The sequence below is a fragment of the Exiguobacterium sp. MMG028 genome (assembly GCF_027947425.1).
GTDB lineage: Bacteria > Bacillota > Bacilli > Exiguobacteriales > Exiguobacteriaceae > Exiguobacterium > Exiguobacterium aestuarii_A.
In genome coordinates this window covers 1-23254 of record NZ_JAQJIN010000003.1, presented here as the reverse complement: position 1 = coordinate 23254, position 23254 = coordinate 1, and the positions used below count along the sequence as shown (strand labels likewise).

22 protein-coding genes are annotated in these 23254 nt (G+C 46.3%); 9 read left to right on the top strand and 13 right to left on the bottom strand.

Going from position 1 to position 23254, the window contains the following annotated elements:
• Positions 1–19 precede the first annotated feature (19 nt).
• The 4 genes from rpsF to PJK55_RS10725 all read right to left on the bottom strand — a co-directional run bounded on the left by rpsF (position 20) and on the right by PJK55_RS10725 (position 2827).
• Positions 20–307, bottom strand: a complete 288-nt coding sequence (gene rpsF, locus PJK55_RS10740; protein WP_074034039.1) for a 30S ribosomal protein S6 — start codon at positions 305–307, stop codon at positions 20–22.
• A 131-nt stretch (positions 308–438) separates the two neighbouring features.
• Positions 439–1539 carry a redox-regulated ATPase YchF gene (gene ychF / locus PJK55_RS10735; protein ID WP_214696529.1) on the bottom strand — a complete coding sequence of 367 codons (1101 nt, stop codon included), beginning with the start codon at positions 1537–1539 and terminating at the stop codon, positions 439–441.
• A gap of 153 nt (positions 1540–1692) precedes the next feature.
• Entirely contained in the window at positions 1693–1896 is a 204-nt protein-coding gene (locus PJK55_RS10730) for a DUF951 domain-containing protein (RefSeq protein WP_047795718.1), read from the bottom strand.
• Entirely contained in the window at positions 1886–2827 is a 942-nt protein-coding gene (locus tag PJK55_RS10725; protein WP_271305794.1) for a mechanosensitive ion channel family protein, read from the bottom strand. The genes PJK55_RS10730 and PJK55_RS10725 overlap by 11 nt, the downstream gene beginning before the upstream one ends.
• Positions 2828–2998: 171 nt before the next feature.
• Here PJK55_RS10725 and yyaC point away from each other — a divergent pair, with 171 nt between their 5' ends.
• Positions 2999–3625: a spore protease YyaC gene (gene yyaC / locus PJK55_RS10720; RefSeq protein ID WP_271305793.1), complete on the top strand. Its 627-nt coding sequence runs from the start codon at positions 2999–3001 to the stop codon at positions 3623–3625.
• On the opposite strand, the gene PJK55_RS10715 is transcribed toward yyaC, so the two are convergent.
• The 5 genes from PJK55_RS10715 to mnmE form a co-directional block, all read right to left on the bottom strand.
• Positions 3598–4380, bottom strand: coding sequence for a ParB/RepB/Spo0J family partition protein (locus PJK55_RS10715; protein WP_074034048.1), 783 nt, complete (start codon positions 4378–4380; stop codon positions 3598–3600). The genes yyaC and PJK55_RS10715 overlap by 28 nt on opposite strands.
• A gap of 36 nt (positions 4381–4416) precedes the next feature.
• Positions 4417–5301: a nucleoid occlusion protein gene (noc, locus tag PJK55_RS10710; protein WP_074034050.1), complete on the bottom strand. Its 885-nt coding sequence runs from the start codon at positions 5299–5301 to the stop codon at positions 4417–4419.
• A gap of 80 nt (positions 5302–5381) precedes the next feature.
• Positions 5382–6098 carry a 16S rRNA (guanine(527)-N(7))-methyltransferase RsmG gene (gene rsmG, locus PJK55_RS10705; protein WP_214696505.1) on the bottom strand — a complete coding sequence of 239 codons (717 nt, stop codon included), beginning with the start codon at positions 6096–6098 and terminating at the stop codon, positions 5382–5384.
• A gap of 4 nt (positions 6099–6102) precedes the next feature.
• A complete protein-coding gene (gene mnmG, locus PJK55_RS10700) occupies positions 6103–7989 on the bottom strand; it encodes a tRNA uridine-5-carboxymethylaminomethyl(34) synthesis enzyme MnmG (RefSeq protein ID WP_214785436.1) in 1887 nt (628 codons plus the stop codon).
• A gap of 15 nt (positions 7990–8004) precedes the next feature.
• Complete coding sequence (gene mnmE, locus PJK55_RS10695) at positions 8005–9384, bottom strand: tRNA uridine-5-carboxymethylaminomethyl(34) synthesis GTPase MnmE (protein WP_214749515.1); 1380 nt, start codon at positions 9382–9384, stop codon at positions 8005–8007.
• 170 nt (positions 9385–9554) lie between these two features.
• On the opposite strand from mnmE, the gene PJK55_RS10690 reads away from it, so the two are divergent.
• Positions 9555–10307 carry a nucleotidyltransferase domain-containing protein gene (locus tag PJK55_RS10690; RefSeq protein WP_271305792.1) on the top strand — a complete coding sequence of 251 codons (753 nt, stop codon included), beginning with the start codon at positions 9555–9557 and terminating at the stop codon, positions 10305–10307.
• A gap of 18 nt (positions 10308–10325) precedes the next feature.
• On the opposite strand, the gene PJK55_RS10685 is transcribed toward PJK55_RS10690, so the two are convergent.
• The 4 genes from PJK55_RS10685 to rpmH form a co-directional block, all read right to left on the bottom strand.
• Positions 10326–10871 (bottom strand): HdeD family acid-resistance protein, encoded by a 546-nt coding sequence (locus tag PJK55_RS10685; protein ID WP_214749509.1) that lies wholly within the window; start codon positions 10869–10871, stop codon positions 10326–10328.
• 101 nt (positions 10872–10972) lie between these two features.
• On the bottom strand, positions 10973–11833 hold the full coding sequence (gene yidC, locus PJK55_RS10680) for a membrane protein insertase YidC (protein WP_214696490.1): 861 nt from the start codon (positions 11831–11833) through the stop codon (positions 10973–10975).
• A 105-nt stretch (positions 11834–11938) separates the two neighbouring features.
• Entirely contained in the window at positions 11939–12283 is a 345-nt protein-coding gene (gene rnpA, locus PJK55_RS10675) for a ribonuclease P protein component (RefSeq protein WP_147537828.1), read from the bottom strand.
• A 154-nt stretch (positions 12284–12437) separates the two neighbouring features.
• On the bottom strand, positions 12438–12572 hold the full coding sequence (gene rpmH / locus PJK55_RS10670; RefSeq protein WP_015880216.1) for a 50S ribosomal protein L34: 135 nt from the start codon (positions 12570–12572) through the stop codon (positions 12438–12440).
• Between the two features lie 764 nt (positions 12573–13336).
• Between rpmH and dnaA the strand changes: the two genes are divergently transcribed.
• From dnaA to PJK55_RS10635, 7 genes are all read left to right on the top strand, one after another.
• Positions 13337–14716 (top strand): chromosomal replication initiator protein DnaA, encoded by a 1380-nt coding sequence (dnaA, locus tag PJK55_RS10665; RefSeq protein WP_214749500.1) that lies wholly within the window; start codon positions 13337–13339, stop codon positions 14714–14716.
• A gap of 196 nt (positions 14717–14912) precedes the next feature.
• Positions 14913–16052 (top strand): DNA polymerase III subunit beta, encoded by a 1140-nt coding sequence (gene dnaN, locus PJK55_RS10660; RefSeq protein ID WP_026824743.1) that lies wholly within the window; start codon positions 14913–14915, stop codon positions 16050–16052.
• A 126-nt stretch (positions 16053–16178) separates the two neighbouring features.
• Positions 16179–16394, top strand: coding sequence for a S4 domain-containing protein YaaA (gene yaaA / locus PJK55_RS10655; protein ID WP_015880213.1), 216 nt, complete (start codon positions 16179–16181; stop codon positions 16392–16394).
• 1 nt (position 16395) lies between these two features.
• Complete coding sequence (gene recF, locus PJK55_RS10650) at positions 16396–17514, top strand: DNA replication/repair protein RecF (RefSeq protein ID WP_074034078.1); 1119 nt, start codon at positions 16396–16398, stop codon at positions 17512–17514.
• 49 nt (positions 17515–17563) lie between these two features.
• A complete protein-coding gene (gene gyrB / locus PJK55_RS10645; RefSeq protein ID WP_214789921.1) occupies positions 17564–19492 on the top strand; it encodes a DNA topoisomerase (ATP-hydrolyzing) subunit B in 1929 nt (642 codons plus the stop codon).
• A gap of 22 nt (positions 19493–19514) precedes the next feature.
• Positions 19515–22085: a DNA gyrase subunit A gene (gene gyrA / locus PJK55_RS10640; RefSeq protein WP_214696483.1), complete on the top strand. Its 2571-nt coding sequence runs from the start codon at positions 19515–19517 to the stop codon at positions 22083–22085.
• Positions 22086–22142: 57 nt separating this feature from the next.
• The gene (locus tag PJK55_RS10635; RefSeq protein ID WP_271305791.1) at positions 22143–23132 is read left to right on the top strand and encodes an HD-GYP domain-containing protein; all 990 of its coding nucleotides are present in this window, start codon (positions 22143–22145) and stop codon (positions 23130–23132) included.
• The last annotated feature ends 122 nt before the right edge of the window (positions 23133–23254 follow it).

Genomic DNA, 23254 nt, shown 5'->3' with positions numbered 1-23254 from the left:
CGATACGAGACGTTAAGGATTAACGCTCGTCTTTTGTTGTCATTTGACGGACAACGTCGTCAGAGATCTTCATGAGACGCTCTGTTTCTTGGATCGCTTTAGGTTCAGCAACGATGTTAAGAAGAACGTAGTGTCCTTCGCGCATCTTGTTGATTTCATAAGCGAAACGACGTTTACCCATGTCTGTTGTTTTTTCAACAGTACCACCGTTTTCAGTGATGACGTTGTTGAAGCGCTCGATTAAAGCTTTCTTCGCTTCCTCATCAACTGATGGACGGATAATGTAAAGAAGTTCGTATTTACGCATTATCTTTCACCTCCTCTTGGACTAACGGCTCCTACCGGTTTGTAGGAGCAAGGAGCAAACAATTGTTTTACTCACGTCATAATATACTATCAAACTTCCTTGACTTTTACAACACGTTTCAGCAAATCAACTTATACGTTGAAGCGGAATGTGACAACATCGCCGTCTTGGAAGACATATTCTTTACCTTCCGAACGAAGTTTCCCTTGTTCTTTCACTGTCGTCATGTTGCCAGCTGCCGAAAGATCTTCATACGCGACAACTTCAGCACGAATGAATCCACGTTCAAAGTCAGAGTGAATGACACCGGCACATTGTGGTGCTTTCATCCCTTGTTTGAACGTCCAAGCGCGAACTTCTTTTTCTCCTGCAGTGAAGTATGTCGCAAGACCGAGTGTCGAATACGCAGCACGGATCAATTGATCGAGTCCTGACTCTTCGATACCGAGATCTTGTAAGAATTCGAGACGCTCTTCCGGTTCGAGTTCTGAAATTTCTTCTTCGATACGTGCACAGATGACGATGACTTTCGCCCCTTCTGTTGCCGCATGGTCACGGACCGCTTGAACGTACTCGTTTGAGTCCGCGTCCGCCACTTCATCCTCACTCACGTTCGCCACATAAAGCATCGGCTTCATCGTCAACAACTGGAAGTGTTTCACGATGGCGAGTTGGTCGTCCGTTAATTCGGCGACACGTGCCGGGCGCTCCGACTCAAGAACGTCACGTACGATCTCAAGTGCTTCAAGCTCCTGTACCGCTCCTTTATCTTTTGCTTTTACCATTTTTTGAACGCGAGCGATTCGTTTATCGACTTGTTCAAGGTCAGCTAAGATCAATTCAAGGTTGATTGTCGTGATGTCATCAATCGGTGAGACGCGTCCCGCGACGTGCGTGATGTTCTCATCTTCAAAGCAACGAACGACTTGGCAAATTGCATCGACTTCGCGAATGTTCGCCAAGAACTTGTTTCCGAGTCCTTCACCTTTTGATGCACCTTTGACGATTCCAGCGATATCTGTAAATTCAAACGCTGTCGGCACTGTCTTTTTCGGTTTGACGAGTTCCGTCAATCGATCAAGACGCGCATCTGGTACTTCAACGACTCCGACGTTCGGGTCGATTGTCGCGAACGGATAGTTAGCCGCTTCGACTCCTGCTTGTGTAATCGCATTAAACAAAGTCGATTTCCCGACGTTTGGTAATCCGACAATTCCTGCTGTTAATCCCACTAGTAGTTCCTCCTCATCCGGTGTTTCCCGGGAAATGTTAAGCCGTCTGTGGAGTGGGTACCTTCAGTACACCACACCGTCACATCCTTCACAATTATAGATAGTCCACGATTAAACCGCAACTCACGTTCATAACCTAAAGAAAAACGCCGCTTATTCTGCGGCGTTCCCTTGCTCAAGCACTTTCTTGAATCGCTTATCAAAGTCTCGGCGTTGCATGAGTACACTTGCTCCGCAGCCTTGACATTTGATGCGAATGTCCATCCCTACACGCGTGATTTGCCAGCGGTTCGTCTTGCAGGCATGTGGTTTTTTCATTTCCACAATATCGTTCAACGCATAAGTTTTACTTTGCATGTTCTGTTTCTCCTCCTTTAGGAGTCGAGTTCGGTGGCATCATGACCGTACGTGGATATGGAATTTCAATACCACGCTCGTCGAGTCCAGCTTTTAACTCTTTATGCAAAATTCGCCCGGCAGCAAAGTGCTGGGTCGGCGGGACTTCCGCCATTAATCGATAGACGACCTCCGAAGGTCCAAGCGATTGGACTCCAGCTAAGTTGATTGGTTCGATGAACAAGTCGTGATAGCGTTCTTCGACCAACTTTGCGATCTCTTTGAGCGCCTTTTCTACTTTCGACATATCTTCCTCATATGCAACCCCAATATCGACAACAGCGACACTGTTTTCAAGCGAGTAGTTCGTCACTTGTAGGATTTGTCCGTTCGGAATAATCGTGACTTGTCCATTCAATCCCTTTAACTTCGTCGTGCGGATGCCGACCTCAATGACCGTTCCGTCGACTTGTTGGTTCAAGTTGACGTAATCCCCGTTTTTATATTGATTTTCAAAGATGATGAATGCGCCTGTAATGACGTCCTTCACTAAACTTTGCGCACCGAACGAGATGGCAAGACCCGCTACCCCGGCTGATGCGATTAAACCGGCGATATTGACACCGAACTGTCCGAGCACCGTCAGGACCATAATCAAACCGATCACATAACGGATCGTATTTTGTGCGAGTTTCAAAAGTGTCTCGTTTTGACGCTGAGCGACAATATCATGTTCTTTTATCTTCCGAAGCGTAAACACACGTTCGACCATCGTCGTCAAAATTCTTGTTGCGATATATAAGCCAAGAATGATGAGTGCGACGCCTGCAAGCTTGATCCCCAAGCCAATCCACATGTCTGTATCCTTAAAGTACTCCACGAATCGGTTTACACTATCGATTGTCTCATCGGCAACCGTATTTAAATCTTTTTCTGTATTTTGCGAAGCCATCTTTTCACCTCAAAAGTCGTAGATTCTAAATCATCAAAACATATTTCGCGACTTTTCTCAAACGCCGCATTCGGAAGTTTAGAAGTTTTCCACTTTTGGGAATGGGTTAATACAAGATCAATCCCCTAACTGCAACTAGGAATAGGCAGCTCAGAAGAGAGGATGAGATTCATGCCGTTTCGCCTAAAACCTCATAAACCATACTCTTTCTTCATTGAACACACTGAGCGGAGTGGATCCAGATTACTTGCGGACCAGCTTCATGAACAGTTGGTCAATGAAACCCATCGCCCCATCGTCCTTGTTTGCATCGGTTCGGATCGTTCAACCGGTGATTCTCTTGGTCCACTCGTCGGAACGTTTTTAGAAGAACGTCGCATCCGCAACCTACACGTATACGGTACGTTAACGAAACCCGTACACGCACTCAATTTAGTGGAGACGTTACATGAGATTCAAACCCGCTTCCATCAACCGCTCATCATTGCCATCGATGCTTGTCTCGGACGTTTGTCGAGCGTCGGCTACGTCTTCTTTTCAGAAGGACCACTCGCCCCAGGTGCAGGTGTCCAAAAAGAACTCCCTGCCGTCGGCGCTTATAATATCAAAGCCGTCGTGAACGTCAGTGGCTTTATGGAGATGATGATTCTTCAAAATACACGACTCCATCTCGTCTATGAACTCGCACGCTTCATCACGGAAGGGTTCGTCGATTTCGATTCACGCATCGGACGCCTTCATCACGAAGAGGCTGCGATCACTAAACTTCGTCAGTCGCGAGACGAGTCAAAGTCTTGAGGCGACAACAACGTAAGGAGTTGTTCTAAATCGTCTTGAGAGAAGTATTTTAGTTCTAACACGCCTCCCTTTCGACGAGGACGAATCGACACATCCATTTGAAGACGCTCTGCAAGTACTGCTTCGACCGCTTCGATATCTGCGTTCGATTGCTTCAGCGTCTTTTTTGCTGTGCGCTCTTTTTGTAAGTAACGCTCGAGCCGCCTTACCGTCCAATGTTCGGCAATCACTCTTTTTGCAATCTGTTCCATCGCTTGTTCTGATTTCATGCCTGTAATCGCCCGTGCATGACCCATCGTCAAATCACCGACCATGACCGCGTGCTGAACCGCGCTCGGCAAACGAAGCAGACGCAAACTGTTCGTCACATGACTTCTGCTTTTCCCGACCCGGTCTGCCAACTGTTGTTGTGTCAGGCCGAGTGTCTGCATCAATTGTTCATAGGCGACGGCTTCTTCGATGGCGTTCAAGTCGGCACGCTGAATGTTTTCAATCAAGGCCAACTCCATGACGCGATCCGAGTCCGCCGTGACGACTAGAGCGGGAATGTCTTCTTTCCCGGCAAGTTTTGCCGCTTGGAATCGTCTTTCCCCAGCGATGATTTCATAGTAACCGGTCGCTTTTCGTACGACAATCGGCTGCAGAACGCCATACCGTTCAATCGACTGGCGCAACTCTTCTAGTTTTTCCACCTCAAATTGTTTCCGGGGTTGGTTCGGGTTTGGGCGAATGAATTTTAATGCTAATCGTTCCATCTACAAACCTCCTTCATCGTATGAAAAAGCACGGACTCATTTTTGAGGCCGCGCTTTCGGGATGCGAATTCGAATTTCAACAAATTCCTCTTCGTCTACTTCTTCAGTTTGGACATCAATCCCTGTTTTCCCAATCAAATCGATTGAGTCACGAATCGTATTGATGGCGATTCGCGTATCGCGCGCAAAACTTTTCGTCCGGCGACGTTGTTTTTTCGGTTTACGCTTTTCTTCTTCAATCGGCGTTGTCAAAAAGGCGACTCGTTCTTCCGTCTCTTTAACATTGTAATCCTGTTCCAATACTTCCACGAGCACTTGGAGCTGTAATCCCTCTTCTTTTAACGGTAACAGCGCACGGGCGTGTCGTTCGTTGATGCGACGATCGCGAAGTGACTGTTTCACGTCTTCAGGCAACTTCAACAGTCGTAACTTATTCGCAATCGTAGACTGGCTCTTCCCTAAACTCTTCGCTAACGCATCCTGCGTCAAGCCATTCAAGGCGAGTAAACGGTCGTATGCTTCCGCCTCTTCGATCGGACTCAACTGTTCTCGTTGCAAGTTTTCGATCAAGGCGAGCGCAGCCGTCGTATCATCATCCATATCGCGAACGATTGCTGGAATCGCTGACCAGCCGAGCGATTTCACGGCACGGAAACGACGCTCTCCGGCGATGATTTCATAGCAGTCCCCGTCTGCCTTACGAACCACGATCGGTTGAAGCAGTCCGTGTTCCGAAATCGTCGTTGCCAACTCTTCAATTTTAGCCGGTTCGAATACTTTACGCGGTTGATATCGGTTCGGACGCAATCGTGACAACGAGAGCTCCTGTACCGTGTCATCCGCTCGAACTTCTGCAATCTGCGTCACGGCAACTTCGTCTTTTCGATTCACACCGAACAATTTCGCAAATCTATTCTTCAACGTCGGGCACCCCTTTTATGTAAAAAAATAAGCAGACTCCACCACTGGAATCTGCTTTTGTTTCACGTGAAACGACATCATCAGATAAGTGGCTCTTTCGCCGGTGTCCCCGCCTTACGCGGATATTTCCCGGGCGTTTTTCGTAGTTTATCTACAACTACGATATTACGCTCACTCATCTCTCCTGGCAATAGGAACTGGTGTGTCGCTTTTTCTTTCCCACCAAGGACAGCCAACGCATTTTGGGCGTCTTTCATCTCATCAGATACTTTCGCCGCTTTCAGCGCGACAAAGTTTCCGCCTACTTTTGCGAGCGGTAGGCAGTACTCAGCCAACACTGTCATGCGAGCTACCGCACGTGCTGTAACGACATCAAACTGTTCGCGGAATTTTTTGTTTTTCCCGAACTCTTCGGCACGTCCATGATGGAACGCGACACCTTCAAGTCCAAGGGCGAGCGCCAACTCATTCAAGAACGTGATGCGTTTGTTCAATGAATCGATGATCGTGACATGTAAGTGCGGGAATAAAATCTTGAGAGGGAGACTCGGGAATCCGGCACCCGCTCCGACATCACATACCGTTTCGACTTTCGTGAAATCGAAATGGAACGCTGCGCTGAGCGAATCGTAAAAGTGCTTCAAATACACTTCCTCTTTGTCCGTGATGGCCGTCAAGTTCATTTTTTCGTTCCATTCAACGAGCATCTCGAAATAGCGCTTGAACTGAGCGAGTTGTGTCTCGTTCAGTTCAAACCCTTTCGCCCGTAACGCTTCAATAAATTGAGATTCGTTCATCGTTTCACTCCACCGTTGCATATTGTCCTTGTTCGATATAGACGAGCAAGATTGACACGTCTGCAGGGTTTACACCTGAGATTCGTGATGCTTGTCCGATCGAAAGTGGACGAACTTGTTTTAATTTTTGTTTCGCTTCTGTCGCAAGACCGCCGATTGCATCGTAATCCAAGTTTTCTGGGATTCGTTTTGCTTCCATGCGACGCATCTTCTCGACTTGTTCGAGTTGTTTTGAGATATAACCTTCATACTTCACTTGAATCTCGACTTGTTCTTTCACTTCGAACGATAACTCGTCCGCAGATGGCACGGCCGTCATGAGCGCCTCATACGTCACTTCTGGACGCTTCAACAAAATGTTCGCATGTGTCGCTTCTTTCAGCGGTTGTGCACCGACCGATTCAAGCATCGCGTTCACTTCAGGCGTCGGTTTGACGACAAGTGATGCGAGTCGCTTCACTTCTTTTTCAATCGCTTCACGCTTCTCATTGAGATGTGCATGGCGTTCTTCTGAAAGTAAGCCGATCTCATGCCCGATGTCGCTGAGACGTAAATCTGCATTGTCATGACGCAACAAGAGGCGATACTCAGCACGCGATGTGAGGAGACGATATGGTTCGTTCGTTCCTTTCGTCACCAAGTCATCGATTAAGACACCGATATATGCTTGAGAACGATCAAGGATGACAGGGTCTTTGCCGAGCACTTTGCATGCAGCGTTGATTCCCGCCATGATTCCTTGTCCAGCCGCTTCTTCGTAGCCGCTCGTCCCGTTGATTTGCCCCGCTGTAAAGAGTCCTGGAACTGCCTTTGTTTCAAGAGTTGGCCAAAGTTGCGTCGGTACGACCGCATCGTACTCAATCGCATAACCAGGGCGCATCATCTCTGACTTTTCAAGACCCGGGATCGTCCGAAGCATCTGATGTTGAACGTCTTCTGGCATACTCGTCGAGAAACCTTGAACGTATACTTCTTCCGTGTCGCGACCTTCTGGTTCTAAGAAGATCTGGTGACGCGGCTTGTCATTGAAACGGACGACCTTGTCTTCAATCGATGGACAGTAACGTGGTCCTGTTCCTTTGATTGCACCCGAATACATTGGTGAACGGTGTAAGTTCTCATCAATCAATTGATGCGTACGTTCACTCGTATACGTGAGCCAGCACGGGATTTGTTCAATTGGATTCAAGTCAGTCGACGTGTACGAGAAGAATGATGGATTCTCGTCTCCAGGCTGAATCTCAGTCTTCGAGTAATCGATCGTTTTCCCATCGATTCGTGGCGGTGTCCCTGTTTTGAATCGTACTAAATCGAGGCCGAGTTCTTCTAAATGTTTTGAAAGCTCGACTGATGGCATTTGGTTGTTTGGACCACTTTCGTATGCCAATTCACCGATGATGATTTGACCACGCATGAACGTTCCCGTCGTGACGATGACTGCTTTCGCGCGATATTCTGAACCCGTGTTCGTTACCACGCCACGAACTTCCCCGTCTTCGATGAGCAATCGTTCAACAAGTGCCTGACGAAGCAATAGATTCGGCTCGTCTTCTAGCACTTTCTTCATGTGATTTTGATATTGGAATTTGTCCGCCTGTGCACGTAGCGCACGTACCGCTGGACCTTTCGACGTGTTGAGCATCTTCATTTGGATGTACGTCGCATCAATCGCACGCCCCATCTCTCCGCCGAGTGCATCGATTTCACGTACGACGATCCCTTTCGCCGGTCCACCGATTGACGGGTTACAATACATGAACCCGACCATATCAGGGTTCATCGTCAGCATCGCTGTTTTGGCACCCATCCGAGCCGATGCGAGTGCCGCTTCAATCCCTGCGTGTCCGGCCCCGATGACGATTACGTCATATTCGCCTGCCGTATAAGCCATATTTGTTCCTCCTTATTATTTCCCAAGACAAAACTGTGAAAAGAGCTGATCAATCAAGCTCTCTTGAACGGTATCTCCATTGATTTCACCGAGCGTATCCCACGCCCGACGTAAATCGATTTGGACCATATCGATTGGCATATTCATGACGGCACTACCGAGCGCCTCATCAATTTGACCAATCGTTCGTTTGATTAATTGAATGTGTCGAGCGTTTGAGATATATGTCATATCTTGCGACTCGACGCCTTTTGCAAAGAAGAGGTTCGCAATCGCCGCTTCAAGTGCATCAATCCCCTCATCTAGTAAGAGCGACGTCGCCACGATTGGACGGCCTGCCGCTAGTTTCTCTAGCTTAGAAGAATCCATGTTTTGTGGCAAGTCTGTCTTGTTGATGATGATGATGGCATTCATCCCTTTGACGGCCTCAAACAACGCCTCATCTTCGACAGTCAGCCCCTCATGTCCGTTTAAGACGAGAAGGACCAAGTCCGCCGCTTCTAACGCCTTCCTCGATTTTTCCACGCCGATGCGTTCAACGATATCCTCTGTCTCGCGAATACCGGCGGTGTCCACCAACTTGAGCGGAACACCTTTCACGTTGACATATTCTTCAATCGTGTCACGTGTCGTCCCCGCAATCTCAGTGACAATCGCTTTCGTCTCCTGCACGAGCGTATTCATGAGTGAGGATTTTCCGACGTTCGGTCGCCCGATGATCGCCGTCGCCAAACCTTCGCGCAAGATTTTCCCTTGTCGCGCCGTCTCGAGCAATTGCTCCAAGATTCGTTTGACTTCGCCCGCCTTCTCTTCGACGATCGCTTGTGTCATCTCTTCGGCGTCATACTCCGGATAGTCAATATTGACCTCGACTGCCGCAATCGTCTCAAGCAGTTGTTGACGCAATTCGCGAACGAGTCGTGACAAACGTCCTTCCATTTGAGACATGGCCACGTTCATCGCCCGATCCGTTTTCGCACGAATCAAGTCCATGACCGCTTCGGCCTGTGATAAATCGATGCGGCCATTTAAAAAGGCGCGTTTCGTGAACTCGCCCGGTTCTGCTAAGCGGATGTCGGGTTGGTCGAGAATGAGTTCTAGCACACGATTGACCGCCACGACGCCTCCGTGACAATTGATTTCGACGACGTCTTCTCGTGTAAACGTCTTTGGTGCTCGCATGATACTGACCATGACTTCATCTACGACTTCGCCCGTATCAGGACGTTTTAATGTTCCATAATGAATGGTATGTGAATCGACCGTTGTTAAGTCTTTTCCAGAAAACACATTGTTCACCGTTTCGACCGCCAAATCGCCTGATAGTCGGACGATTCCAATGGCACCTTCACCCATCGGCGTCGAAATCGCTGTAATCGTGTCAAACTCTAGCATCTTTCTCCCTCCAAACCTAAACCATCTTCTTCTATCATATGCATAACGAACCTACTATACACGATATTCGACTTGAACGAAAGAGTTCACCCGCCGATGAAGTCATTGCAGTTCCTATCATTATTTTCGTACAATAAAGGAATATATTGACAGAGACGAGAGGGATGAACATGAAGCAACAGGAAGCGATTCAACTCATTACGGAACGATTAAAACAGGATGAGGCAGTTCAAGCAATTTTTTTGAAAGGCTCTTTCGGCAGGGGAGAAGCCGATGAGCATTCAGACATCGACCTCTATGTCATGGTGCACCCCGATCAAGAAGAATCGTTTCTATCAAGACGACTCGATCACCTTCGTGCGTATCGACCTGTTCTGTTGAAAGACGACATCTTCATTGTCGCCCCACAACTCATCGTCGTATTCGACGATTTTCTTCACATGGACTTATTCACCGTCACCAAAGACACGTTGAACCATCAGGACTCAATGCAGATTCTCTACGACCCGCATCATCTCCTGATAGCGCATGAAAGCTCGTTACAGATTGAGGAAAAGACGACAAGTGATCATGCATTCGACACCGTTTGGTTCTTTTTCCAATATACGAAATCAAGAAATCGCGGTAACGACATTTGGGCAGCCGAAATGCTTCGTCAAGGAATGGTCCATTTTGCATATGTGTTAGCCGCTCACCATACACCGGATCGGGCTTCCCTCGGTTTAAAGGATATGACGCAGCGACAAGAAATCGACCTACATCCATTTTATGATCAATTGACCCCAGCGAATCATGAAAAAGCCGCCCGACTCTATATCGAGCGACTTCAAGAAGAACACCCTTTCTTCCAATCCTTATCCGGCTACAATGTGTTCGGATCGTTTATGGAACAGTTGCTTCAACGAGAAACAAACCGCCCTTGAAAGAGGACGGTTTGTTTTTTAGTAACGTGCTTGTCGTTTCGTCGAACGAATTGTGAAATAGAGGAACAATTCTAGAATTGCAATGGCGATGAGTATTCCACCGAAAAGCTGGAATAGGACAAGTAGGCTACTGAACGGATTCGTCAACATGAGAATCCCGACACCAATCCACAGTAGACTGCCAATCAAAAACCAGAGCCATCGTCCTGCCATCGATTGACGGTAACCGAGCGCCTGAATGAGGCGAATGATTCCTCCAAATAAAAACAGCGCCCCGATTAAAATCGGGAGTAGACTAGCCAGCGTCTCGGCGAAGAAAAAGACGACCGCTGCCAAAATCAAATAGATGAGACCCATAAAGAAAGCCGGCGGTAATCCGCCTTGTCGTCTGCGAACTCCCTGAAAAATCATCCATATGCCCATGATCGCCAAGTATCCGGCAATCACGTACACCATGACATCAAAGAAAAATCGAGGGTACAGTAGAATAAGAACACCGAGCACAAAGTAAAGGATGGCTTGCCATAACGTCGAACGTTCTACACGATGAATAAATGTCTCCATGTTTCCACACCTCCATTTACCCGTTTCTTTCATTATTCCCGTCTTCTCAACATACAATCCCACAAAAAAAGCTGAGTGTCAGAAGACACCCAGCCTAACGATTATTTACGTTTTTTCTTTTTGTTTTTCTTCTCTTCTTCAGCAAGCGCTGCACGCTCTGCTTCTTTCGCAGCGATTTTCGCTTCTGCTGCAACCTTCATCTTCTCACGCATCGGAAGCATGATTGCCATCGTGACGATGATTGAGATGATATAACCGACTACCCAGTACAATGAGAGCGCGGCTGGAAGGTTGATTGACATGATGAAGATCATGACCGGGAAGATGTAAAGCATCATCTTCAATTGTGGGTTCTGTTCTTGACCCGCCATTGAGATTTTTTGTTGAACGAACGTCAAGATTGCCGCTAAAATCGGCAAGATGAACGTCGGGTCCGGAGCACCGAGGTCGAACCATAAGAAGTCCGCTTCGAAAATCTCAGGAGTACGACGAATCGCATCATAGAACGCGAAGAGAATCGGCATTTGAATCAAGATTGGCAAACAACCTGCGAGCGGGTTGATTTGGTATTCTTGATAAAGTTTCATCATCTCTTCTTGGAGTTTACGTTGTGTTTCTTGGTCTTTTGAGCTGTACTTCTCACGAAGCTTCAACATTTCCGGTTGCAAGACTTGCATCGCACCCATACTCTTCGTCTGCTTGATCATGAGCGGGAGAATCAACAAACGAACAATGATTGTCGCGATGATGATTGAAATCCCATATTGCCATGGGCCACCCACTAAATAAGCAACTTCCTTCAAGAGCCATGCGAGCGGCCATACAAAGTACTTCGCCCAGAAACCTTCTGTGTCAGCCGTGATTGGTTCGGCTTGGATGGTAGACGGATCCACACAGCCTGCCATCAGCATAATGACCGCAGTCATGGCAGCGAGTAATCCTAATTTTAGCTTTTTGCTCATAGTTCCTCCTACGCTTTCTTTATCAATTCTTTTTTAACGCACACGTCGATCGGGCAATCTTATAAGACTCTGATTATATGAGAGAACAAATTCAGATTGTCATGGTCACCGGCTTTGTTTTTGCCAAACCTTCGCTCGTTTGAATACGTGTTTCAAACTCTCGGTCACTTCCGACTGCGTCAATGCGGTCGCAGGCTTCCGGGCGATGATCACATAATCATTCGGCGCAACGTTCGGTTCAAGCAAGCGAAGCGACTCACGCATCAATCGTTTCATGCGGTTTCGTTCTACAGCATTTCCAAGCTTTTTGCTGACAGAAAGACCCACTCTGAAATGCGTTTGATCCGCTTTGAGCGTGTAGACGACAAACTGACGATTGGCCACGGAGCGTCCTTCGCGAAACACCGCTTGGAACTCTTCATTCTTTTGCAGGCGGTATTCTTTTTTCAAAATTCTCACTCCATCCTTCGCTTCAAAAATCGTCAACTAACATCATATCATATCCGCAACATTTGAACGAGGGAGAATCCATGAAATGCTACGTTTCTGTGACAAACTAAAAAATTGCCCGAGGAAAGGATCCCCGGGCAATCTTCATTCGAAATTATACAGTCAAGGCTTTACGGCCTTTACGACGACGAGCAGCAAGAATGTTGCGACCGTTTTTAGTCGCCATGCGTGCACGGAATCCGTGAACTTTCTTACGCTTACGGTTGTTAGGGTTGAAAGTTGGTTTCATGGTTACAGCACCTCCTCAAGATTAACGCTCTATTAGCAAGTTATAGTTTCATTTAAGGCAGTCTTTAAGATTATATAAATCGAATCAACAATTGTCAATGTATTTTCGAACGGTTTTCGAATCGGGTCGATCACGTGATTGAGAAGGATCATTTGGGATCATTCAGCTTTGTCTAGAACGGCTTATATGGGACCAGATTGACACGAAACCTTAACGTATTTCTTAAACGGTCTTTATAAATAGCGATGTTGAGCCATTTTATCCACATATTCACGAAGTTATCCACATTTATATGTGAATAACTCTTCTTTTTTCATATTCAAATTCTTTATTTTTGTATTTTCTTCTTTTACAAAAACTTTCTCTCGATTCACTTCCTCCTCTTTTGTGCATAACTTTTTCAATAACCTTTCTATCCAAACACCTTTATCCACAACATATCCACAGTTTATCCACAAAACACACAGCATGTGGATAAGTGGGTGTGGATACTTTTCTTTATCTGTGGATAAATACCGAAAAGCATTGCCACGTCTATTTTATTTTGCTAAACTGAATGTGCACAAACTTGTGGATGAACAATTCGTGATTCCGAGATATACACAGGCTGTGGATAAGTGTTATCCCCATAATGAACACCATGTGGATAACTTTATCCACAGTTTTTGTTCTCTGGGGATAACCCTAGTTTCTACTATAGAATAGTGTATGTGTATATCGTGTGAATAAGTTTTACCAAACATGTGAGTAAAGGAGGTCTTTCATTGAAGAATGCTCGCGAGATTTGGAGAAACGTTTTATCTGTGATTGAAGAAGAGGAACGAACTCCAAAAGCTAGTTTTGACATGTGGTTGAAATCAACCGAAGGGATATCACTGATGGGAACGACACTCGTTGTGTCGGCGCCGGCCAGTTTTATCGTTACGTGGTTAGAGCGACAGTACTTGTCACTTTTACAAGATACGGTCGAAGAGATCACAAACAATAAGCTCGAAATTCATTTTATTGAAGAATCTCAAGCACACAAGTATGCTCCAGCGGATGGATCGTCACAAGAATCCATTGCCGTGACAGAAACAAGGGAACAGCCTTTACCATTACCTTCAAAAGAGGAAGGGGATCTCGGTCAGCTGAATGACAAATACATCTTCGAGACGTTTGTCATCGGATCGGGGAACCGATTTGCCCACGCCGCATCACTCGCTGTTGCTGAAGCACCAGCACGTGCATATAACCCGCTATTCATTTACGGGGGAGTCGGACTTGGGAAGACGCATTTGATGCATGCGATTGGTCATTACGTAAAAGGACAAAAACCAGGAGCTCGGATTGCGTACGTCTCTTCTGAAAAGTTTACAAATGAATTCATCAACTCTATTCGAGACAACAAAACAGGCGAGTTCCGTAATCGCTATCGGAACATCGATGTGTTGCTGATTGATGATATTCAGTTCTTAGCAGGAAAAGAACAAACGCAGGAAGAGTTTTTCCACACTTTCAATGCGCTACACAATGATCAGAAACAAATCGTCATTTCAAGCGACCGACCACCAAAAGAAATTCCGACATTAGAAGACCGCCTACGTTCGCGTTTCGAATGGGGACTCATTACGGACATCACACCACCTGACCTCGAGACACGAATTGCGATTCTCCGTAAAAAGGCGACTGCTGAAGGTCTCGATATTTCAAACGAGGTCATGCTTTATATTGCGAATCAAATCGATACGAACATTCGTGAGCTAGAAGGGGCGTTGACACGTGTTGTCGCTTACGCAAAACTAGTTGGGCGACCGATTGACCCAGACGTAGCAGCAGAAGCGCTTCATAACATCATGCCGGTCCAGGAAGCGAAGAAGATTGTCATTCGTGACATTCAAGAAATCGTCGGTCAACACTTCAACATTCAAGTAGAAGAGTTGAACTCGAAAAAACGCACAAAAACGTTGGCATTCCCACGTCAAATCGCGATGTACCTATCTCGTGAGATGACGGAGAGTTCATTACCGAAAATCGGGGAAGAGTTTGGAGGGCGTGACCACACGACTGTGATTCATGCACATGAGAAAATCAGCACGCTTCTGAAAAACGATGTGGAAATGCAAGAGACGATTCAAACGTTGAAAAAAGCACTGTCTAACTGATGACGGATTCTCTGTGGATATCCTGTGGATAAACCACCTTAGTTATCCACAAGTTATTCACAGGCGAAATGGCTTCATACGTATGCTTCAGGGGACTTATCCCCAGTATCCACAGCCCTTATTACTATTATGACTTAATTAATACTATTATTATCATTAGTAAATGACTCATTTCACCTTAGGAGGAATTATCCACATGCATTTAACGATTCAACGAGATGTATTCATGCAAGCCGTACAAGATGTATCAAAAGCTGTGGCTTCACGAACGACCATTCCAATTTTGACGGGCTTAAAGCTTGAAGCTCATGCGGACGGTTTAACACTGACAGGAAGTGACACTGAAATTTCGATTGAACGTTTGATTCCAATCGAAGAAGGTGGAATCGAACTCATTCAAATTCAGCGTGCTGGAAGTGTCGTATTAAATGCGCGCTTTTTAGGAGAAATCGTGAAGAAGTTGCCGACAAACGAAGTCACACTCGAAGTGTCACCAAACTTCATGACACGAATTGAGTCTGGCCAGGCAGAATTCCATTTGAACGGTCTCGATCCGGACGAATATCCTCGTCTCCCAGAACTTGCGAGCGACCGTCGTTTCTATCTACCAGCGGATCTTTTAAAAACCATCATCCGTCAGACGAGTTTCGCTGTTTCCTCACAAGAGACACGCCCCGTTCTAACAGGAGTCAACTTCTCTGCTGAGAAAGGCTTCCTCACATGTGTAGCGACAGACAGCCACCGCTTGGCGCTTCGTCGTGCTCGTTTTGAGACAGATAACGACTTGACGTTCCAAAATGTCGTCGTCCCTGGTCGTTCGCTCAACGAACTCGCTAAATTGCTCGATCGTGAAGAGTTGCCGATTGAAATCGTACTGACAGACCAGCAGATCTTGTTCCGTATGAAAAATATCTCATTCTTCTCACGTTTGTTAGACGGGGCGTACCCAGACACGTCACGCCTCATTCCGGAAGAATATCGTACAGCAGTACGTATGAATGCGAAAGAATTCTTACAAGCCATCGACCGTGCGTCACTCTTAGCACGTGCTGACCGGAACAACGTGATTAAATTTGTCGCGGAAGATACGACAGCAGTCGAAGTATCTTCACATTCGCCTGAAGTCGGTAAAGTGTCTGAGCGTGTCAGCATCTTATCGCTTGAAGGGGAAGAATTGAAAATCTCCTTCAACTCTAAGTTTGTAATGGATGCGCTTCGTGCGCTCGATGCATCTGAAATCGAAATCCAGTTCACGGGTTCGATGCGACCGTTCATTCTACGACCGGTTGAGCAAGATAGCGTTCTTCAACTGATTTTACCAGTCCGCACATCGTAAGCAGCGGATAGGGATGATGAGGTGTCTGACCTTGTCATCCCTCTTTTTGCCTTATTCGACGATTTTCGATAAACTAATATGTATGGCGATTTTTTCAGATCAGCATGTGAGAAAGGAAGTGACGACATGGAAAAAGTGTCGATTACAACCGAGTATGTAACGCTCGGACAATTTTTAAAATTAGCAGACATCATCTCAAGTGGGGGACAAGCAAAGTTCTTTTTAGAAGATGTCATGATCAAAGTGAACGGTGAGCAGGACCAACGCCGTGGTCGTAAATTGAGAGATGGAGATACAATCGAGGTCGAAGGCTTCGGGGAATATCAAATCGAGGGAAACTGACGTGCATTTAAAGTCGATCCGATTGCAAAATTATCGCAACTACGAAACCCTCGAGCTAGATTTCTCAGAACAGACGAATGTTCTAATTGGTGAGAATGCCCAAGGAAAAACGAATCTTCTCGAATCGATTTACGTACTTGCGCTCGCAAAATCGCATCGGACGACACAAGACCGAGAATTGATCGGTTGGGAAGCTGATGCCGCAAGTATCGAAGGACGGATTCATAAACGCACCGGCGAATCGGTGCAGAGTCTCTCATTTTCTCCTAAAGGAAAAAAAGCAAAGCTCAATCATTTAGAACAACGTCGTCTCAGTGACTATGTCGGCGCATTTAACGTCGTCTTGTTCGCCCCTGAAGACTTAGCCATCGTCAAAGGCAGTCCACAAGGGAGACGGCGATTTTTAGATATGGAAATCGGTCAGGTCAGTCCCGTGTACTTACATGAGCTCAATCAATATTTGAAGACGTTAAAACAGAGAAACGCCTTGTTGAAGCAGTTATCCACAAAGGGTGGGGACGAGACGTTACTCGAAGTATTGACGGACCAATTGATTGAACTCGCCGTGAAGATTGTGATGAGACGCTATCATTTCATCGATCAACTCGAAAAATGGGCCAATCCGATTCATTCTGGGATCACACGTGAGTTAGAGACACTGACGATTCAATACGTTTCTGACACGTTCCAAAAAGAACGTTTCTCAAAAGAACAGATGTTTGAAACGTATCGTCAAAAGTTTGATAAAATAAGAGAGAACGAACGAAGAAGAGGTGTGACCTTATTTGGTCCGCATCGTGACGATTTTGAATTGTACGTAAACGATCGAAACGTTCAAACGTTCGGTTCACAAGGTCAGCAACGAACGGCGGCCTTGTCATTGAAGCTAGCTGAAATTGAATTGATTCATGAAGAAGTGGGCGAATATCCTCTGTTGTTATTAGACGATGTGTTATCTGAACTTGACGATCATCGCCAAACCCATCTACTCGATACGATGGGACGAAAAGTACAAACGATTTTGACGACAACAAACATTGATGGAATCGCACATGAAACCATTCAACAAGCCAAAGTGTTTCACGTGAAACAAGGCGAAGTCGAAACAGAATCCGTGTAATCGTGGTAAGAAGGAACACCAAATCATGTATAGTAGGTGAAAATAACCGATGAGTAATGAAAACGAAAAAGAATTGCAAGCGTATGGCGCCGATCAGATTCAAGTTCTTGAAGGCTTAGAGGCTGTACGTAAACGTCCAGGGATGTATATCGGTTCCACAAGCTCTCGCGGTCTCCACCACTTAGTATGGGAGATTGTCGATAACTCAATCGATGAGGCGCTTGCAGGTTATTGTGACACGATCACAGTGACGGTTGAGCCAGGAAACTCCATCGTTGTCGAAGATAACGGACGTGGGATTCCAGTAGACGTTCAAAAGAAAACAGGTCGACCTGCCGTTGAAGTTATTTTCACGGTATTGCACGCCGGCGGTAAATTCGGCGGTGGCGGATACAAAGTTTCAGGTGGTTTGCACGGTGTAGGGGCGTCGGTTGTCAACGCACTATCGACAAAACTTGAAGTGTTCGTCCGTCGCGACGGCAACGTGTATTATCAATCGTTCAAACGTGGCGTGCCACAAGGCGAACTTGAAATCGTTGGAACGACAGATACGACAGGAACGACTGTCCGCTTCTTCCCGGACGGCGATATCTTCCAAGAAACGCTCGAGTATGATTTTGATTTGCTAGCAACACGTCTTCGCGAGCTCGCTTTCTTAAACAAAGGGTTACGGATTGTCGCAAAAGATGATCGTAGCGATGAGACGATTGAACGCAATTATCACTACGAGGGCGGAATTAAGTCTTACGTCGAGCACTTGAACCGTTCGAAGGCATCGATTCATGAAGAGCCTGTGTATGTGCACGGAACGAAAGATGGAATTGAGGTAGAGATTGCCCTTCAGTACAACGAAGGTTTCGCAAGTAATATCTACTCATTCACGAACAACATCCCGACACATGAAGGTGGGACGCACGAGACTGGTTTCAAGACAGCACTCACACGTTCAATCAATGATTATGCGAAGCGATTCGGATTGATGAAAGAAGCCGACGGCAGTCTCTCTGGGGATGATGTGCGTGAAGGATTGACGGCGATTGTTTCTGTCAAACACCCGTCTCCTCAGTTTGAAGGACAGACGAAGACGAAACTTGGAAATGCCGATGCTCGTACGGCGACAGATACGTTATTCAGTGACACGTTCGAACAATTCTTGCTCGAGAACCCATCAGTCGGTCGTCTCATTGTCGACAAAGGATTGATGGCAGCACGCGCACGTCTTGCTGCGAAACGCGCACGTGAGATGACACGTCGTAAAGGTATTCTCGAAGTCAGTTCATTGCCAGGGAAATTGGCTGACTGTTCGTCGAAAGACGCTTCGAAATCTGAACTATACATCGTTGAGGGTGACTCAGCGGGTGGTTCGGCGAAATCTGGTCGTGATCGTCACTTCCAAGCGATCTTGCCGATTCGAGGGAAAATCATCAACGTCGAGAAAGCACGTCTTGATAAGATTTTAGCCAACCAAGAAGTCCGGACCATTATCACGGCTCTCGGAACAGGAATTGCGGATGAGTTTGATTTATCAAAAGCGCGTTACCATAAACTGATCATCATGACCGATGCCGATGTCGATGGAGCGCACATTCGTACGCTGTTATTGACGTTCTTCTATCGTTACATGCGACCACTCGTGGAAAGTGGATACGTCTATATCGCGCAACCACCGCTCTATGGTGTGAAACACGGTAAAGAAACGATCTATGTTCAAAACGAGCGAGAGCTACAAGCTACACTTGCACAACTTCCTGAAAATGCACGTTATAGCGTTCAACGTTACAAGGGTCTTGGGGAGATGGATCCTGAACAGTTATGGAATACGACGATGAACCCGGAAACGCGTTCGATGCTTCGTGTCGATCTTCAAGATGCGATTGAAGCAGATGAGATTTTTGAAACGCTCATGGGTGACAACGTTGAACCACGCCGTGACTTTATTCAATCTCACGCCCATTACGTGAAGAACCTCGATATTTAATAAGAAGGGTAGGCAATAACGAATGGCAGAACAAGAAAATATCAAGGATATAAATATTAGCCAAGAGATGCGAACGTCGTTCATGGACTATGCGATGAGCGTCATCGTATCACGTGCCCTTCCGGACGTGCGAGATGGTTTGAAGCCGGTTCACCGTCGTATTTTGTATGCGATGAACGAGCTCGGAATTCGTGCGGACAAGCCACATAAGAAATCGGCGCGTGTCGTCGGGGACGTGATCGGTAAGTATCACCCACACGGTGACTCTGCCGTCTACGAAACGATGGTTCGTATGGCTCAAGATTTCAGTTATCGTTACGAACTAGTCGACGGTCACGGGAACTTCGGTTCAGTCGATGGCGACTCGGCCGCTGCGATGCGTTATACCGAGGCACGTATGTCTAAGATTGCGATGGAACTCGTACGAGATATTGGTAAAAACACAATCGATTACCAACCAAACTTCGATGGTGAAGAGAAAGAGCCGGTCGTTCTTCCGGCGCGTTTCCCGAACTTCCTTGTCAACGGAACGAGCGGGATTGCGGTCGGGATGGCAACGAACGTTCCTCCGCATAACTTGAATGAAGTCATCGATGGGGTGTTGGCTCTTACTCATAACCCGGACATCACGATTGCTGAATTGATGCAACACATCCCAGGCCCTGACTTCCCGACAGCGGGAGAGATTTTGGGACGTAGTGGGATTCGTCGTGCCTATGAAACGGGACGTGGATCGATTACGATGCGTGCGAAAGCCGAAATCGAAACGTTGAAAAACGGTCGTGAACGGATCCTCGTTCATGAAATCCCATATCAAGTCAACAAGGCACGTCTCGTTGAGAAAATTGCCGATTTGGTACGTGATAAAAAAATCGAAGGAATCACAGATTTGCGTGATGAATCCGACCGTAACGGGATGCGGGTCGTCATCGAAGTTCGTCGGGATGCGAATGCGAGTGTCATCTTGAACAACTTGTATAAGCAAACGCCGATGCAGACGACGTTCGGAGTGAACATGCTTGCCCTCGTAGGTGGTCGCCCGAAAACGTTGAACATCAAACAAGCCATCTATTACTACATCGAACACCAAAAAGAAGTCGTACGTCGTCGTACGCAATTCGATTTGGATAAAGCGGAAGCACGTGCCCACATCTTAGAGGGACTTCGTGTTGCCCTTGATCACTTGGATGAAGTCATCGCTATCATTCGTAGTACACGTACTGGTGACGAGGCACGTGAGAAGTTGATTGCTCGCTTTGGACTTTCTACTGAGCAAACGCAAGCGATTTTAGATATGCGTCTCCAACGATTGACTGGTTTGGAGCGCGAGAAAATCGAAGGTGAATACCGTGAAGTGAAAGCGTTGATTGAGGAACTTCGTGCGATTCTTGGTGATGAGGAGTTGCTTCTCGACATCATTCGTAACGAGTTGCTTGAAATCAAAGAGCGATATGGTGACGCACGTCGTACGGTGATTCGTACAGACATCGTTGAACTTGAAGATGAAGATTTAATCCCGGTTCGTGACATGATGATCACGTTAACGAGCGAAGGTTACATCAAGTCAATTCCATCCGATTCATACCGCGCACAGCGTCGGGGTGGACGTGGGAAACAAGGTATGGGAACGAACGATGAAGACTTCGTACTTCGTTTGCTGTCAGCATCGACACACGATACGATTCTCTTCTTTACGAACTTCGGTCGTGTCTTCCGTCTTAAAGGATATGAAATTCCTGAGATGAGTCGTACCGCAAAAGGAATGCCGATCATTAACTTGCTTCAAATTGATAAAGGTGAAAAAGTTGAAACAATGATTCCTGTCGATTTCAACAGTTACCTGGCAAACCAAACGGTAGCAGAAGATGCGCAAAATGAATCGGAAGAAGAAGTGGCAGATGAGCAATTGTCTCTTGTCTTCATTACAAAAGAAGGTTTGATTAAGCGTTCACCACTTTCGGCATACGCTCGAATCAACAAAAACGGTCTTCGTGCCATCAGCTTGAATGAAACAGATGAGCTCGTCACCGTCCGCCTTGCGAAGAGCGATGATGAAATGTTGATTGTTACTCGCCAAGGAATGTCGATTCGTTTCCCTCTCGAAGGAGAAGTTCGATCGATGGGACGTACGGCACGTGGTGTTCGTGCAATTCGTTTGAAGAAAGACGATGATTTGGTAGTCTCAATGGAAATCGTTCGCACAACGCAAGACGTCTTGATTATCACTGAAAAAGGATTCGGGAAACGTACGGCTATGGAGCAGTTCCGTACACAAGGTCGTGGCGGTTCCGGAATCATTGGAATTAAGACAGATCGTGGAACAGTCGTGGGTATGCGTGTTGTTGATGAAGATGATGACATCATGTTGATGACTGAACACGGCGTTGCGATTCGAATCGATTCGCAAACTATCTCTCAGATGGGTCGAAGCACACGTGGTGTGAAAGTGATGAACATTGAAGATGGCGATCGTCTAGCGACTATCGCAAAATTGAAAAAAGATGAGTTAGAAGAGGAATCAGCAGTCGATTTGGAGAATGGGTTTGAGGTAGAAGCACCTGAAGCCGACGAATCGTCTGATGTGAATGAGTAAGACGAGAGGTCGAACGGTGTTTCCGTTCGACCTTTTTCATATATAGGAGGGATTCGCGTGCGTTTGAACTTATCCGCTGTACATGTTGGTATGACGTTATTGTCACCCGTTTCTTCCTTAGAGGCAGGAATTCATTTAACAAATGAACATCTACGTTTGCTCCGTTTCTTAAAGATTGAAGCAATTGATGTTGCACCTGTTGAACAATTCATCTTCACTTCTATAGAAGAAAAGCTTCTTTGCGAACAGGTTCTACAATATGAGAAACATTATAATCAGTGGGAAGAGCGAATCGCCCCGAATCCTTACGAAGGTTTAGAATTCATTCATCAACTATTTCGTCAGGAACTCCCGCTTTCAGCAGTTGTTCATTTTTTTACGAATCAACCTTTGCGAAAAAACCATGTCATCTACCATGCGATTTATCGAGCACTCGTCGCACGCGCCTTATCGAAATATCGAGGGGATGAGCACCAACTTCAATTTGATTACGGAATTGCTTCTTATTTCGCTGATGCAAGTTACGCTAAAATTCGAAAATGGTCTCATATGCGTTATTTCACAAAAATGGAACGGGAGCTACTATACCAACACCCACTCGTCTCGGCAGCGATGCTTCCAAGTAACCAAACGCTACGAGGGCGTGTCTATCAATTGATCACAGAGCATCACGAACGTCTAGATGGATCCGGTTTTCCAAAACGTCTAACCGAGCGGGAGTTGAATCCCGCGTCTCCTCTATTTATTGTCGCTGATCGATTCTGTCAGTTAACCGCACCTCGAACGTTTCGAAAACCACTTTCGCCAGAAGAAGCATACTTCTATATGTGGCAGAATAAAGCCTATGACGAGGAGGCCTTGTCGCTTCTCGCTACGTTGCTCGGATTTTATGAAATCGGTCGAACCGTTTTATTGAGTAGCGGAGTGCGGGGAAAGATTCACGCCTATACGAATCGTATTGAGCGACCTATTGTTATAGAAGATACGGATGAGACTGAATATGATTTATCACGTTTGGCTGAAGTGAAAATTGTATCGTTTCAATAAGAAGAGACTGGCGATTTCTCTCATCAAAAATGATAGGAATCGTCTTTATTTATTCTTTTTTAAAAAACTTTATTTTTATAGTTGACGAATATAAAGTCAGATGCTATTATAAATGAGTCGCT